Source organism: Nocardia sp. NPDC058480, assembly GCF_042720495.1.
In the GTDB taxonomy this organism is placed as follows: Bacteria; Actinomycetota; Actinomycetes; order Mycobacteriales; family Mycobacteriaceae; genus Nocardia.
Genome location: NZ_JBHXMN010000009.1, coordinates 152927 through 169458 on the forward strand (window position 1 = coordinate 152927; position 16532 = coordinate 169458).

The following is a 16532-nucleotide window of genomic DNA, read 5'->3' on the forward strand; positions in this document are numbered from 1 at the left end:
TGGTGCGGTGCGCCGCGTAGGCGCTGGAAGAGGGCAACCGATGACGGACAAGAAAGTCGAGTTCGATTCCGGCCTGTTCTTCAAGGCCGCCGACGCGACCGGCCGTGTCCGTGACCGGATCCAGGGTGTGCTCGACACCCTGGCGGCCTCGACGGCGAGCCGCGAAGGATGCTGGGGCACCGACACACTCGGCGCCAACTTCTTCTACGGCCCCGACGGTGACAACGGCTACGACTCCTCGCGCGAGAACACCGTGGACAACGCGGACAGCATGGCCACCGGCATGAACAACCTCTCCACCGGTCAGTACGAGAGCGCGGTGCTGCTCAGGGACATGGAGCAGGGCAACCGCGACGGCCTGCGCGGCTGAGCGAGCGCATGACCAACGAGCAGGCCAGGTCCGATCTGCACACCGTGATCGACGGGGTGCAGGAGCAGTTCCACACGATCGCGCGAATTCAGCAGGAGCGTGCGGAGATCATCGGCACCGCTACCGTGCGCAAGCGGGTGACGGTGACGGTGAACGCCGACAATCGAGTGATCGAGACGAAGTTCGCCGCCGACATCGATGACCTCGACTACGCCGAGATCGCCAAGGCGGTCACCGAAGCCGCGCAGCAGGCCGCCGCCGAGGTCGCTCGTAAGACCGCGGAGCTCACCGCGCCGTTTCAGCAGCAGCGTGCGCGGATGCCCAAGCTGAGCGACCTGATCGACGGCATGCCGGAGCTGCGGATCCCGGCGCCGGTCGAGGCGTCGCTCGCCCCGCCGAAGGCGCGAGATCGACCAGCCGAGAACGACGATCAGGGCAATCGTGGCGGATCCGGCACCGCGACGGATTCGAGCTGGTGACCTAGCGCCGCATGATCGAGCTGCCTGATGAGCTGAGCTGGCTCAAGATCGTCGCGGGGATGGAGTGGCCCGAGGGCGACGAAACCGCGATGTGGAAGCTGGCGCAGGACTGGCGAACCGCCGCCGACGGTCTGCGCGCGATCCTGCCCGACATCGATGACGCGAAGGCCGCCTCGCTGAAGGCGTATCCGTCCGGTGAGGGCGTCGTGGAGATGACCAAGGCGCTCGACAGCATGCGCACCGGTGATCAGTCGCTGGGCAAGCTCGCCGGGTATTTCGACCTCGTCGCCGAATCGGTCGACGGCGTCGCCATGGAAATCGAATACACCAAGATGATGTTCTGGACCTCGCTGCTCCTGCTGGCCGCGGAGCTGGCGGCGGCGTGGTTGTTCCCGCCGACGGCGCTGCTGGTGGAGGGCCTCGCGATCGCCGCGACCAGGATCGCGGTGCGCATTCTCGGCGAGCGCGCGACGGCCGCGATCATCCGGTGGATCGGGCGGGCCGCGGCCAACGCCGTCGTCAAGTTCCTGGCCAGGCACGTCGCGATCGACGCGACGCTCGGCACCATGCAGGAGTACCTGGTTCAGCAGTGGCAGGTCGACAAGGGCAGCCGCGACAAGCTCAATGTCGACCAGATCATCGTGACCGCGATCAGTTCGGCCGCCGGCGGTGCGGCGGCTGGGCCCGCGGGCGACGCGATGGGCAATTGGCTCAAGAACAATGGCGTCACCGATAAGTGGTTGCAATCGGCGATCACCGGCCCCGCTGCCGGGCTGGTCGGCGCGGGCGCCGGGCTGGCCGCCGCGACCGCGACCCAGTTCGGCATCGATGCCTACCGATTCGATCTGGACACGGCGTGGGACAACGCCAAGAAGTCGTTGACCACGATCGACCCACTGATGTTCACCGCGGGCGCCAGCAACGGCTTCATGTCGGGCGTGAACAAGGTCGGTGCGAACACGGCGTGGCAGCACATGGCACCGGGGATGACCGGCCGGTCCGGTCTGGCGGATCGGCTAAATCCACTGCTCGGGGAATTCGGGAACATCGGCGCGGGTGAGGGTTCCGGTGGTCGGCAGGGTGGTGAGAACGGCCCTGGTGGCCGGGCCGAGGGTGAGGGTGGGGACGGTCCACGTGCGCGCGGAGCAGGTGAGGACGAGCTCGGCGTAGGCCCGGATGGCGAGGCGCGCGGGGGCGACGACCCGGAGACGAGGGGCGAGCGGCGCGACGACACCGCGGGACAGAGCAGCCGCGGGCCCGGCGACGGCTCGGCGATGCGGCCCGCGGGTGCCACCGACCCGGGCGCGGCCGGTCCCGGCGGTGACCAGCGGGCGGGCTCTGGCGAGACCTCGCAGAAGACGGGTGTCGACGCGCCGCGCGCCGAGGGTGATTCCGCTCGCGGTGAGGGTGGTGCACCGGTACGCGATGAAGGTGGTCCGCAACGGAGCGCCGAGAGCGATGAATCGGATCAGTCTGGCGGACAATCGGATTCGGCCGTCCAACGTGGCGATGATCATCGGGCAGGATCGGCCGAGCAGGGCGGGGCGACTCGTGGCAGCGACGATGGGGTTGCGCAGCAGGGGAATGGGTTGCACCCCGCTCGTGCGAACGGCCCCGAGATCGCCGCCGGGCCGGTGAGCACAGCCGCGGCAACCGGGGCCGCGCACGGCGCCCCGGCGAGTGTGGGTCAGGCACCCGCGACCCCGGCGAGTGCCGGTCAGGCACCCGCGACCCCGGTGACGGCGGGTCAGGCCGCCGCTCCGGCGAGTGCGGGGCAAGCACCCGCCGCTCCGGCGAACGCGGGCCAACCCGCTACCCCCGGACCTGCCGCAGTACAGGGCGCCGGAGACGTGAAGCCCGGTGGTGCTCAGACGACACCCGCGCGATCGGGTCTCGCACCCGAGATGCACGCACCCGGTGATGCTCCCGGTGCCGACCGGTCGAGCGTCGCCGAGGCCAGGGCGGGTGCGCCGGAGACCCGCGGTGGGTTGCCGCAGTCCTCCACCGAACGGCCGCGCATCGGCGACGGCTCGATGGCAAGGCCGGACCCGGAAAGCCGGGCGGGCACGCGTGCGGGCCGCGGCGATACCGTCGCGCCGATCCTGCCGGTAGTGGCACCGGGCGGGCAGGCGGCCGCGCGGACGACGCGGACAGGCACTCGATCCGACGGCACCGATCCCACCCCCGGCGCGGGCGACGAAATGCGCAGCGGCCGCAAACCGGACCCGGAGACCATCGACGAACCCCAGGTGCGCGATATCTTCGACAGCTACCTGCCCAATGGTGAAGGCGTTGTGTACACCCCGCACAGCACCTCCATCGGTGACGATCCACGCACCCATCGGGTACGCGAGAACGCGCGCAACGAGGGTATGCACGACGTGATCGTGCACGGCTCCGAGGACGGCGCGCCCATTCCCGGCGACCGGTCCGAGGTGCATCCGCAGCAGATCGTCGACGCGATCCTGCTCAACCCGCACTATGTGCGTGGTACGCCGGTGCGGTTGCTGTCGTGCCACAGTGGCAACGACAACGGGTGGGCTCAGTACGTCGCCGACCGGATCGACGCGCCGGTGCTGGCACCGACGAAACCCGTTGGCGCGCCCCGTACTCCGGACTCGCCCGTGCAGGTCGCGCCGGACGGCGAATGGCGTACGTTCCCCTTGCCCGCCAACCCAGCGCCGCAGGTCGAGGGCGACTCCGCGGCACCACCTGCGCGTGATCCGGATGACCTACACAATGACGCCGACTGGCGGTACGGCCTCGATGTGATGGGCGAGGACGGGCCACGGCTCGAGCCGAGTTCGTTCCTGCAGCCCGATCCCGAGCTGCCTGCGATGGTCGTGCCGCCACCACCGAGTACCGATTCCCACCTGCTCGGCGTGCTCGATCCAGCGAGCACGACCAGGGAGAACGGGCTGATCACCCATGTCGGCGGGGAGCCGATCGCCGATTTCGTGCGCAGGCTCGGGCTGGAACGGCAGGCGGATTTCGTGCAGGCCGCCAAGGACAAGGTGCTCAGCAAGAAGGCGCAGGGCGCGGTGGTGTCGGTCGGGATCGACCGGGCCACCGGGCGGGTGTACGAGGCGGCCAACGGTCGGGTCGGTGATGTGATCCTCGATGCCGACGTGCATCCGACGCTGCGACAGCGGCTGAACGAGATGCGGGCGGGCACTTACACTCGCGGCGACGATCCGGAGACCTTCAACCAGCCGCACCCCGACGAACCGCTGGCGCACGCCGAAGTGAAGACCACCAACCAGATCCTGCACGATCGGGCTCGGTTGAGGGAGACGCCGGAGTGGGGTCATCTGCGCGATGACGCCGACGCGCTGCCCGACATCATCAACTCGCCGATGTTCGTCAAGGGTGTGCGGATCTTCGCGCCGTGCTGCGCCAACTGCACCAACCTGCTGAGCGGTACGGAGAGCGCGACCGGATATCAGAATGGTTACCCGCCAGGCGATTTCACCCCCTTCGATCATGTGCGGCGCAATGCCGACGGGGTGATCGAATCGCTGGTCGGCCTGGATATCCTCACCCCACAGCCGGACCCGGCGATTACCGGGCCACCCGACGCCGGCGCTACGCCACGTCAGGAGATGGACGCCTCGACGGCCGAACATCGCAGGCTCACCGACGAAGCGGAGCGCATCCGAGCCGAATTCGCCGATCGTCTCGCTCGCCTGGCCGGCACCACGCCCGATGTCGATGCGAACTCCGATTCGCTTGTTCGGCAGGCTGATTCGTTGCTGGCTGAGGCGAACGCCAGGCTCGACGAACTCGCAGGGCAGGCCGATGCGGAGTTGGCGCGAACCCTGGATCAGCTCATCAGGGTGGAACAAGAATTGGCCGCGCGCGACAGTCTCGATCAAGACCCGGACGGGTCGCCGTCGCAGCGTAGTCATGCGGCCCGGGCAGAGCAGCTCGCGCGTGATACGGAGTTCGCCGTGCGGCGCGCCGAACAGGCCGAGGCGCGGCATCAGGCCGCGCTCGACCAGATCAGCCACCTCGGTCGTGAACTGGCCGCACAGGCCGAGCAGATCAGAGCGACGCGTGATCCCGATGCGGTGCAAGAACAACCACGCGCCCGGTCCGACGAGACGACCACTCGTGACCGGTCCGACGACACACGTGACCGGGCCGAGGACTCGCGCGATCGGGCCGACGACGCACGCGACCGCGCCGACGACGCACGCGACCGTGGCTCCGACGACGACATCGACTGGCTCGGCAGCCGTCGCGATGACGACGACGGTGAGCACGTCCCGCCCGCGGCCGACGAGTCCGGCGGCGCGAACAAGCCGCCGACGCGTCCACTCGCCCCCGCGAGTGCCCCCGATCCGGGCGAGGGTGCCGGAAACGCGCTTCCCCCAGGCGAACCCGGTGCGACGCCGGTGCGCGCGGACGAGCCGGGCATCGTCCATGTCACGGTCGACGGTGAGTCGGTTCCGGTGCGGGTGGAGCCCGCGGGCACCGACAACTGGCGACTCGCCACGCGGCCGGACAACACACCGGCGACACCCGAGGAACCACCCGCACCCGTGCCGGCGACCGGGTTGCGCGGGGTGGTGAATCGGCTGCGCGGCCTCGTCGGCCGGCGGAACCCGGACCACGTGGCCGGGAGCGGAATCGACGGGTTCACGCCGTTGCGCGACGGCGCGCAGGCGCTGCAGCCGGGGCACCAGCTCCCCACCCCGCACAGTCCGCCGGCGCACCCAGGTCAACATGAAATCCGGGAGGCGCCGGACGCCGGTCACGCGGTCATGGGCCCCGGCTTCATCACCACGGCGATCACCTTCTATCGCGGCCGTGCCCACGCACCGATCCTGGGTCGCTTCTCGTCGTTGCGGCCCGAAGTCGCGGGCGAGCACGTGCCGGTCCACGACGACGACGGCACTGTCCATGAGCCGGAGCTCACCGAAAGCGATCCGGCAGAGCTGCGCGCGATGGCGCTCGACCAGCTCGACGTCCAGCGTATTTCCCGGGGCGAGGCACGAAATATGCTCCTGCACGCGCTCGACCGTGCCGAGGGCGAACTGCGACGCCAGATCATCGACGACCTCGACATTCGTGGCCTGATCGCGCTCGACGACGCCGAGACGCTGCGACGCGGTGAGACCCCGTGGTGGGACGAACCGCTGCCCGCCCCCGAGTCGTCGCAACTACCCGTGGCCGACAACTCGTTGACCGGTCTGGCGGCGCGCTTCGGTTTCAACCTGCCCGACGAGTCGCCGCTGACCGTGCGCCGAGTGGTCGACGAGCAGACCTACCTGGCCTGGCGGGACGCGGCGGCGGTCGAAGGGCTGGCGGCTGCCGGCCGCCGCGCCGAGCTCGAGAGCACTGTTCATTATGTCCGTACGTCCGACCCGGACCCGCGAGCCGCACTCGACGGCGGTACCCCACACCCGGAGATCGCAGGATCCGCGCCGCCTGCCGAGGGTGCGGTGCCCGCTCAGCTCGACGACCTCGGCGGACCCGGCCGCCCTGTTCCGCTCGCCGGGTTGCCCATCGCCTACAACGAAAGCCACCTAGACACGTTCCTGCGCGAATTGATGACCGCTTTCGGCAGCGGCACGGCCATGATCGACGTGGGCGCGGTGGGCAACGGCGCGGACGCGCTGCCGATTTTCCGCGAGCTCGGCACCGAGCCAGGCGGCGACTCGGTCCAGCGCATGTACTTCGAGCAGGCGTTCCGGCGCATGCAGCTGCTCGACGAAGTAGCCACATGGGCACGACATTTCGAGGTCGATCCGGTCGCGATGCGCGGACCGGAGCGGGATTCGATCATCGCGGAGCTGCGTGCGGCGGCGCAGCTGCGGGCCGAGCAGCTCGGCGAATTCATCGCCGCGGCCGAACCGGTATTGCGGATCACCCGCGACGTGGTCGGCGCGAACTTCGGTGATCAGGTCGCCCGGATACCGCTGGGCGAAGGACAGCCGGACCGGCTGCTGGTCATCGAAGGGACGCTGGACCGCGACAGCGCGCTGGCACAGGTGCTCGCCGACCATCCCCAGCTCGGCGACGATCTCGCCACGGGCACACTGCAGCTGGAATTCCGGACCGCGCGGGTGGACGCCTTCGGCACGATCCACCTCGATCCCGCGCCGACGCCGGATGTCCGGCAGATCAGGCAGATCAGCGATGGTCGCGAGCTGGTGGTCACGATGCTGCGCGACGGTGACGGCGAATGGCGGGCCGTGCAGGCACCCGAGCCCGGTGCGACCGTCGGCGGGCCGCCGCCGCTGCCGCGCACGCGCGCCGAGTTGCTGACCGAGTTGGTCGATGTGGCACAGGAACTCGGGCTAGGACATCGGCAACTGGATGTTCGCCGCATCGATGACGCGGTCGCCGACCTGCGCGTCGACAACGCGGTGCGGGCCGCGCTGCTGGAGGGAATGGCCGATTTCGCGCGCTACGCGCGGGCGATCGACGAGTACACATCGATCAGTGACAAGTACAGCAAACTGGCCGACACATTCGAACTCACCGCCGCCGAACTGACCGCGGATCGGTTGGGCGAACTCCTGGCCGATCGCGGTCAGCCCCGTTCCCGGCGCAGGCAGCAATACGAGGCTCTCGCGGCGTACGCCGAAAAGCTGCGCGGGATCGATCCCGACGGCGTCGACGCCGCGCGTGCGCAGCTCACGACTGCGCTCGGGCTGGAAGCGGATGCGCTGCAACCGAAGAAGTTCACCGCGAACGAGGAAACCAACAAGTTCGACTACGAGCCCGATCCCGAGGCCTTGGACTGGGAGAAGCTGCTCTCGGAGGTCAGGGATCGCGAGCGCCGTGAGCCGGCTGTCGCGGCGGCGCTGGCAGAGTACGTGGCAAAGCTGAACGAGCTCGACCCGTACTCCGACGTAGCGCGCGGCGACCGCAGCGCCGACCCGCGTCGCCTCGGCCCGCTGGCGATCTTCGACCCGATGGCGATCCATGCCCTGCGCGAGGTGATCGCGGCCGCGCTGCCCGACGGCGATCCACTCGACTTCGCCCGGTTGCTGGCGGACAACGCCCACCGCGCCTTCGGCGCCGATACGACGCAGGGTTCGAGAGATCCACGGCCGCAGCCGAATCCGGATTGGATGCTGCTGGTCGGGCTCGACCTCACCACGCTCGACGAGAAGGGCTACTACGACGCGTACGAGAAGTTCCGCGCGGGCGATCCCGATCAGCATGCGGGACTGGATCGCGAGGGGCTGGAAGCGGAGCTGAACAAGCTGCGTGGCGAGGTCCGCCGCCGCATCGCGCTCATCGACCGACTCGTCCAGCTCAGCGACGAGTTCTACCGGCCCACCGCGGCGCCGACGCCCAGCAACGCACCCGAATCCGACGGTCCGCGTGTGCTCGACCCGAGCCCGCCCGACCCGAACCAGCCCGACCCGACGTCGCCGTCCAACCCCACGCCGCCGCGCGACCCTGCGCTTCCGCCCGGGCAGGCGCTGACACCTGGACCTGCGCTGCCGTCTGGGCAGGCGCCTACGTCGGGACCTGCGCTGCCGTCCGGACCGGCGCCTACGTCGGGACCTGCGCTGCCGTCCGGACCGGCGCCAACGCCGGAACCTGCGCCGCCGCCTGGACCTGCAACTCCGCCTGGACCTGCAACTCCGCCTGGACCTGCAACTCCGCCTGGACCGGCGCTCCCGTCCGGACCGGCAACTCCGTCCGGACCGGCGCTCCCGAGTGGTCCGGCGGCAACGCCTGACCCGGTCGCTGGGACGCCGAGCAGTTCGGTCGATCCTGATTCGACGCCGCCGCGTCGAGCCGAACCCGGTCCGACGCCGCCGGACAACAGCGCTGACCCAGCGGCCGACAACAGGCCCGTGCCTGCTCGGTTCGGCGACGCGGCCACCCGGCAGCTCGAGTTGTTCACCGAGTCGCAGCGTCAGATCGCCGAGCATGCCGATGCGGATTCGGCGCGCCGGCTCGACCGGCTGGCCGAAGTGCTCGATGGGCTGCGTGATCCGGTGGTCGGGCTCGATGGGCGGCCCGACGCGACGGCGCTCATCGATGCCGCGCGCGCTCGCGAAATCGACCGGATGACAGCCGGATTCGAGGAACTTCAGGCGCGGGCCGAGGCCGCGCATCGGGCGGCGCTGGATCACCTGCAACAGGTCGCCGACGAGCTCACCGCACAGGCGGAACATCTGCGGATGATGCGGGAATTCGACGCCGCGCAGCAGCATCCGAGCGCGGAGTCACCCGACCGGGCACGCGAGGACGACGGCGACGACCCGGAGCCGGACGCGGGAACCCCCGCGAACCCGGACGAGCCGCCGAAGACCCCGCCCGCCGACCACAGCCGCACACCCGGCGACGACATCGACTGGATGGGCGGCGACCCCGAACCGCGACCCCGCTACGGCGAGGACAACGCGGGTCAACCGGCGAGGTGGCGGACGAGCCCCACCGACATCGCGGCCGCGGAAGTCCGGGATGTCCTCGCGCACAGCGATCTAGGCACGCGGGCGGTGCGATCGCTGGCCGCCGCCGACGCCGCGATCCGCTTCACGCCCGAAACCCTCGAAGCCGGCGGTGCCGACCACTTCGACGGCCGCACGATGGCGGTGGTGATCGGCGCCGAGGGACGCAGCCAGATCGCGCAGGGAGCAGGCGTGATCCGGGCGGGCGTGCTGGCCGACGCGGTGCTCGCCGGCGACCTCGAGGTGGCCCCGGCCCGGATCGCCGGCCTCGACCGCGACGCCCACATCGACGCCAGGTTGCGGGCGGAGGCGATGGCGCTCGGTAGGCAGGCGGAGTTCCATCGCGAAATGTCGAACGCCGGTTACGACGTGTCGGCGGCACCGCTGCGCGACCTGATCGACAGCGACTACCGGCAGGACCTGGAAGCCTCCTATCTCGCGGCGTTCGATGAGGCAGTCGCCGCGGCCCGCACCGCCGAGCCGACTATCGACGGCGACCGGCTCCTCGATCTCGCCCGGTCCGCGGGCGCCGACCGTCTGCTGGCGGGCGAGCGGTTCGACGCGGCCGACTTCCCGCACGGCGGTCGGAGTTTCCGGGATATCGCAGGCCGGGAATGGGACAACGCACTCGCGCACACCCCGCCGCCCGGACTGCGCGAGTACGTACCGTCGACGCCGGCGCACGCCCGCGCCGTCGACGGCTTGGTGCGCGCGCAGGCGGCGACGGTCCGCGAACTGCATCGGATCGAAACCGATTGGCAGCGAGTGGCTTCCAGGCTGCAGGAGCGGATGAACATCCGCGACGACGAGCTCGGACCCGGTCGACGCGAAACCGCGGATCTCCTGCTGGAACGTATTCGCCACGTGTTCATGCCGCACCTCACCGAAGAAGTGCACGTCCTGGACGCGCTCACGCACCGGCACGCGGAAGTCGTCGCGGCGCGCGCACAGCTGGTCGGCGATGTCACCGCGGCGGTTCGCGCTGATCTCGGTGTGCCGGTGACCGTGCACGGTGACGCGACGGGTGTGCTCTACGTCGGTGACGCATCGGCCACCCACACTCCCGCCGAACCGGCACCACGCTCGGGCTTCGTCGAGCACCGGATGCCGCCGCAGCTCGACGGTATCGGCGAGCGCAAGCTGCGCGGCGCCTTCGAGGAACTGGGCGGCGACCCGGTCGGACGCTGGGCGGCGCAGGTGCTCGCCGACAATGCCGTGGCGATCCGCTACAGCGTTGAGCCCGACGCCAGGATCGGGTACGACCCGGTCACCAACGAGACCGTTCTCGATCGCAACGGTGAACGGGGCGACCAGGCGAGGGAACTGGTCATGGCGGCGATGATCGTCGACCTGACAAGGACTTTCGGCGACAACGGCGTCGAACGGTTGCGGATGTCGCGCGACGAATACGTCGCGACGATGCTCGATCGCGCGGCCGAAGCGCACGGGCTGGCGTGGGCGTTCACCCGCGGCGACGAGGGCAATCCCGTTGTGCCACAGGGCGACGCCATCGCACGCACCTACGCCGCGGAGTATCAGCGCGCGTCCGAGCTGGCCGCGCGGATCGGCAAGGACATGACCGCGACGCCGTCCGCTGTGCACGGCGCGGCCCATCGAGCGGGTGTGCGTGCGGTGCGTGCGTCGATCGCCGAGCCGGCGACTGTCGACGGTCGCGGTCTCGCCGATCATCACGGCGCGAATTGGGATCGGGCACACGGGATTCCGGTCAGTGACCAGCCGGGTGATCCGGCCGCGATCGCCCGCGATACCCCGCAGCGCCGCGACCGGCTCGCCGATCAGTTCACGACCGAGATCGAGACCTTCCGAGCGTTGCGCGTGGCAGGGGAGTACATCCCGGTCGGTCCCGCCGAACGTGCCTACGCCGCCGCCCACGACAAAGCCCTGCGTAAAGCCGAGCGGGCCGCGGAGCGTAAGCCCGACGCGCCGGCACCCGAGCGGGTCGCCGCGGACGCCGGTCGTGCCGCGGTGCGTCGCTACCTCGATAAGGCAGGCATCGATACCGCGCAGGTCGCGATGGATCTGGTGCACGGTGGGTTGCACGACGGTGAGCCGCGGTGGGGTCGTCCGCGGCCGGTCGACGCGAGTGCCGACCGGCTGCGCGCCGACGGTCCGGTCGCGCTCGCCGACGCGGTGCCGGCCGACCTCGCGGCGGATGACGCGCTGGCCGTCCAGGCGCTCGACCGATACCTGCAACGGCATCCCGAGGTGCACCGCCTGACCGACTATGTCGCGGTCGCCTCGCCGTATGCGGGGGACTCCGACCGCCGCCTGGTGGTCGTCGCGCCCGCTGGTGAGCATCTGCGGGTGCTCACCGATCTGGCCATCGATCACCCGGAATACTCGAATGTGCTCTGGGACCGATCGCATCGGCTAAGCTATGAGTTGCCGGTGGTCGGTCCGGGTGGGCGGCCCTCGCTGCGCGATATTCCCGCGTCGCTGGCCGAGGGGGTGTTCCGTGCTCCCGATCGCAACGAAGCCGTGGCGCACGCGTTGGCGCGCTACCTGAGCCTGCGCGGGGAGGGGCGGATCCGGCTGGGGTTCGACGACTGGCTGAAGCAGTTGGGCCCCAACAGTTTCCAGGATCAGAGTGTGTTCGCCGACAGCTTCCTGCACGGGCGCCGCCGCGTGCAGGTCTCGATGCTCGCGGACGAATTCACGGCGATCGGTCACCAGATGCACGCCGCCGAACCCGATCGGTACGGGCCGGCCCACCCGGCCGCTGTCGCGCACGAACTGCACACCCGCCAGCTCACGATGCCACCGCGGGACGGGCACCCGCCGCGACCGACACCACAGTACGAAGCGCGCACCGTCGAACTCGGCGGGCGCCCGTTCACGCTGTGGCTGGTCGGCGACGGTGACGGCAACTGGCGCTTGGCGCCGCCGACCGCGCAGGGGCATCCCTCCGATGTGATCGGCCGGGTGCTGCCGGACAGCTGGGTCAGCGATGCCGACACCATCGAGGCCGCCGTCACCCGGATCCTGCAGGACGGCAACGCGAGCCTGGACTCGCTGGAGCGCCGTGGGCTGCTCGGCCGATTGACCGAACGTTTGCGCGACTCCGGCGACCAGCCCGACCAGCAGGCAGGCCCTGATCTCTCGCGCGGCGATACCGCACCGCGCGATGCTCTGCCGCCCAGCGACCAGAGCGACGGCGTCGACTGGATGGGTTCCGATGGTCGCGGCGATGCTGATGGTCGCGGCGATGCTGATGGTCGCGGCGATGCTGATGGTCGCGGCGATGCTGATGGTCGCGGCGATGCTGACGGCCGCGCCGATGCCGACGGCCGCGATCGAGCCGACTCCGGCAGTGCGCAGGCCGAATCCGGCGGCCTGCCCGCGGACGACAGTCGGGTGGCTGCGTCGCGTTACCAGGCGGCCGTCGATCAAGAGCTGGCCGCACTCGACGAGCACCACCGGCTGCTCACCGCTGAGGCCGACGCGGATCTGCGCCGCACCATCGAGCGGATGGAGCAGGTCCGGCAGGCGCTGAGTGCGCCGATCGCCGCGATCAACGACATCGCCGGTGCCGCGCCCGAAGCCGATGTCCGCAGCCGGATCGACACCGTGCTCGCCCGCGAACTCGCGCGCATCGACGCGGAGTTCGACCGTCGTGCGGCCGAAGCCGAAGCGGTGCATCAGGAACTGCTCGATCACCTCGATCGGGTGAGCACCGACATGGCCGAGCGGGCCCGCATCGCCGGTGACCTCGATGCCGCCCAGCGCGAGATCGCCCGGCGTTTCGACGAACTCGACGGGCGCCACCTCGGTACGCCCGAGGCTGCCGCCCGTGCCGAAGACCTGCCCGACCAGCGGTTCACGCCGGACGAACCCGATGGCACCGACAATCACGACCCGGCCGACGGCGACGACCCGCCACCGGACTCCGAGTCGATCCGCGACGACGGCACCGCCACCGACCGACGTGGCGTGCCCCCGCACGCGATGCGCTCGCACATTCCGCATCCGCCGCACGAATACGAGTACGAACTGTCGGTTCCGTTGCCCGGCGACCCGGTGCGCTGGCCGGTGCCCGAGTCGGCGATCCGGAATCACGATGGGGGCGGTGCCGAGTCGGGTAAAGTTCAGCCGAACAGTCAACGTTCGCCGCATGATTCGAGTCAGCCGCACGGCTCCGGCGGCCCGTCTGCGCAGTCGGGTTACGGACAACCGCCATACGGTCAGGGGGGCGGACAGCCGTCGCAAACCGGTTATCCGCAGCCGGCCGGCCAGCAGTACCCGCACGGTTCGCCGCAGGTTCCCGGGTACGCACAGCAGCCACCTGCCCCGCAGTATCCGTCCGGCCGGCCGCAGTCGGCGAATCCCAGCTATCCGCAGGGGCCCGACTATGCGCAGAACGGGCTGCCACAAGGCCCGCAAGGCACCGGACCGCAAGGTTCGGGCTATCCATCGACCGGGCTGCCGCAGGGTTCGGGTTATCCGTCGACCGGCCAGGTTCCGTCCTACCCGCAGAATGGCTCGGGCTATCAGGCACCGGTCGGCCAACCTCCGCACTATCAAGGGGGCGGCCCCGGCTACGCACAACCGCCGACCGGAAACGGCTATGGCGCGACGTGCCAGGGCGGTTCCTCGCTGCCCGCTTATCCGCCGTGGCACACCCCCGCGAATTCCGGGTCCGCGGTACCGCAGGCATCGGCCGGCGGTCAGTACCAGCCGGGAGCCCAGCCGCCGATGATGCCGCCCATGATGCCCATGTCGCCTCAGCAAGGCGGCGGGCGCCGGGCCGGACGAACACCCGAGCGTCCGTACCATCCGGAAAGTCCCACTGATACACCAGTTTTCGTGCAGCCCTACTTCGGCAACGGGGGACCGGCGCAGTTCGATCCGACGACCGGTTCGTTGTTCGCGTCGGCCGGTGGCGGGCTCGCGCTCGGTGGCTTCTTCGCCGATCTCGGTAATGTCTTCGTGGTGTTCTACCGGGACGCGGGCCGGCTGGGTCTGCGGGTCGGTGGGCAGCGGATCGAGCTGGATGGGCCGGTGAGTGTGGAGTGGGCGCAGTCGCAGCAACGACAGACCAGGCTCGCGGTCGTCGTCGCCGGTGTCGTGCGCTGCGAATTGATCTACTGGTCGTTGCCGCCGGAGATGGATCTGGGACTGATGGTCCGCGATGTCATGGCCGACCCGGTTCGCCGGGCCACGATCTTCGGTGGCTGAGCGGGAGATGCCGATCTGGGAGGAGCACCGATGACCACGCCGAGCACTGACGCGATGACACCTGACGCCGAGACGACCACAGCACCCGAAACGGTCCCCGCGCCCGAAGCGACAGCCGCGCCCGACGTCGGATTCACCCTGTCGCCACTGGACACCGCCGCTGAGCTCAGTCGCCGGATCGCCCGCGAGACAGCCGAACTCGGGCCACCGGGCTGGCGCCGGGTGCAGGCGACGTTCTCGATGACCGTGGCGGGCGAGTCGACGGCGCTGGTCTTCACCGATGACAACGATCGGGTGGCGCGGGTTTTCCCGACCGAGTCGGTCCTGGCGTCGGTGCGCGAGCACCGGCATCTGTCGGCTTCGCTCGGCGACGGCCCGTGGTGGCGTTTCCTGATGACCCTCACCGACGAGGGACAGCTCGAAGTCGACTACGACTACGGCGACGAACCCTTCCCCGACGATCAACTGTTCGCACCCGAGGTCTATCGCGCCGACCTCACGGCGTATCCGCGTTCGCAGGTGCCATTGTGGTTGGCCGCCTATGTGGGGCACGGCGGCAGACAGTCGCGTCCGCCGCGACTGGCGGCGGCGCAGGCCAGAGATGACGAGGCGACCGGACGGGTGCCGCTGCGATGCGGCACCGACACCGAATTCCCGGACTTCCCGGTGCTGGTCCGGAGATGGGCGGTGATCGCGGCGGGGTTCGTCGCGGTCGGGTCGATGTGGGGTCCGCGGGTGGCGCCGTCGACCTGTGTTTTCGAGGGCGCGCGCCGCAGCGGGTCCACCTTGCAGGCGTTGCCGGGGGACCGGGCGGTGCTCTCGGGCGGGGTGTGGAACGCCCCGGCCTTGGCGGCGGTCTATCAAGACGGTGCCGAGTCGCCCGATCTGTATCGCGGCGCCCCGGCGTGGGTGGCGGACCCGGTGCTGAACGCGCGCACGAGTTCCGGCCTGCTCTCGTTCTGCTACTGGTGGGCTGACGGGCACTGGTATCGCGCGGATTCCCCGGGCGCCGGCAACCTTGCCGAGGCGGTGCCCGGTATGTGGACGGCCGACATCGTCGCGGGCATCATCGCCGGTCTGCTGGCCGACGAGCCCACTGAATCCCAGCACGCGGCCGCGCGGCGACTGGTCGCCGACGCCGAGGCGGGCGTGGTCACCCGCGCCTCGTTGGCCGAGGTGTTCGACGGCGATTTCGACGTGGACGGCGCGTTGTTCCAGCTGACCGTCGTCGGCGCCACCACGCCGGATGCGACGGTCGCCGCGGTTGTGACACCGTAGGAACGCAGCGAACGGAAGGCAGGTATCGATGACCCGGCGGATCGACACGGATGACCCGGAGGCCGACGCGACCGGCCCCGACGGTCTGATGTACTACCGCGGCGAATTGTTCACCGGGGAGATGGTCGAGCTGTACGACGACGGCTCGCTGTTCACCCTGATGACCTATGTCGACGGCATGGAAGACGGCCCGTCCCAGGGCTTCTACCCCGACGGTTCACCCCAATCCGACGGGACAGCCTCGCGAAACCGGGCGATCGGCGAGTGGCGCGAGTGGTACCCGGACGGCACCGTCAAACAGATCGACGTCTACGACGAAACCGGCAGACTGCGCGCGCGGCGCAAGTGGGACGCTGCGGGCACCCTGATCCAGGATGTGACCCAGTGATCCTCAAACCCGTTGGCATGTACCGGGAGATGTTCCGCGGCAAGCACGACGAACTGCCCTCGATCGCCGAGTCCACGACCGACCAGGTCCTGCCCGACCGCGCCGAGATCATCGCCTACCTGCGCAATCCACCGGCCGGATTCGATGTGATGGAGGCGGTGTCGCACCTGTTCGAGCAGGACCGGTGGATCCCCGGCGGTTCGTCGTTGAACTCCGACGGTGTGTGGGTCTGGCGCGAGGACTCCGTCGAGTACCTGGCCGCCCAACCCCTGGAGATCCCGGCCGACTTCGTCGACTACGTGCGGTCCATCGATTACACCCCACCGGCGGTCGAGGACGACCAGACGTTCTACGACGCGCTCCTGCGCTACTTCGGCTGATCGCGCCACCGCCCATTG

The 16532-nt window shown here is 70.0% G+C and carries 6 protein-coding genes; all 6 read left to right on the top strand.

Annotated elements, in window-relative coordinates; translation table 11 throughout:
- Positions 1 to 40 precede the first annotated feature (40 nt).
- The 6 genes from ACFWO8_RS21785 to ACFWO8_RS21810 are packed head-to-tail and all read left to right on the top strand — an operon-like array spanning position 41 to position 16514.
- Positions 41 to 370 (top strand): hypothetical protein, encoded by a 330-nt coding sequence (locus tag ACFWO8_RS21785; protein ID WP_378953832.1) that lies wholly within the window; start codon positions 41 to 43, stop codon positions 368 to 370.
- 8 nt (positions 371 to 378) lie between these two features.
- Positions 379 to 849 carry a YbaB/EbfC family nucleoid-associated protein gene (locus tag ACFWO8_RS21790; RefSeq protein WP_378953835.1) on the top strand — a complete coding sequence of 157 codons (471 nt, stop codon included), beginning with the start codon at positions 379 to 381 and terminating at the stop codon, positions 847 to 849.
- 11 nt (positions 850 to 860) lie between these two features.
- The gene (locus tag ACFWO8_RS21795; protein ID WP_378953838.1) at positions 861 to 14468 is read left to right on the top strand and encodes a hypothetical protein; all 13608 of its coding nucleotides are present in this window, start codon (positions 861 to 863) and stop codon (positions 14466 to 14468) included.
- A 30-nt stretch (positions 14469 to 14498) separates the two neighbouring features.
- Positions 14499 to 15746 carry a hypothetical protein gene (locus tag ACFWO8_RS21800; RefSeq protein ID WP_378953842.1) on the top strand — a complete coding sequence of 416 codons (1248 nt, stop codon included), beginning with the start codon at positions 14499 to 14501 and terminating at the stop codon, positions 15744 to 15746.
- Between the two features lie 28 nt (positions 15747 to 15774).
- Positions 15775 to 16134, top strand: coding sequence for a hypothetical protein (locus ACFWO8_RS21805; protein WP_266296744.1), 360 nt, complete (start codon positions 15775 to 15777; stop codon positions 16132 to 16134).
- Positions 16131 to 16514, top strand: coding sequence for a hypothetical protein (locus ACFWO8_RS21810; RefSeq protein WP_378953849.1), 384 nt, complete (start codon positions 16131 to 16133; stop codon positions 16512 to 16514). Before ACFWO8_RS21805 ends, ACFWO8_RS21810 begins: the two co-directional genes overlap by 4 nt.
- The last annotated feature ends 18 nt before the right edge of the window (positions 16515 to 16532 follow it).

What these genes read in the sequence shown, in the direction of transcription:
- ACFWO8_RS21785 (WP_378953832.1), top strand. Translation starts at nt 41, where the DNA reads ATGACGGACAAGAAAGTCGAGTTCGATTCCGGCCTGTTCTTCAAGGCC.
- ACFWO8_RS21790 (WP_378953835.1), top strand. Translation starts at nt 379, where the DNA reads ATGACCAACGAGCAGGCCAGGTCCGATCTGCACACCGTGATCGACGGG.
- ACFWO8_RS21795 (WP_378953838.1), top strand. Translation starts at nt 861, where the DNA reads ATGATCGAGCTGCCTGATGAGCTGAGCTGGCTCAAGATCGTCGCGGGG.
- ACFWO8_RS21800 (WP_378953842.1), top strand. Translation starts at nt 14,499, where the DNA reads ATGACCACGCCGAGCACTGACGCGATGACACCTGACGCCGAGACGACC.
- ACFWO8_RS21805 (WP_266296744.1), top strand. Translation starts at nt 15,775, where the DNA reads ATGACCCGGCGGATCGACACGGATGACCCGGAGGCCGACGCGACCGGC.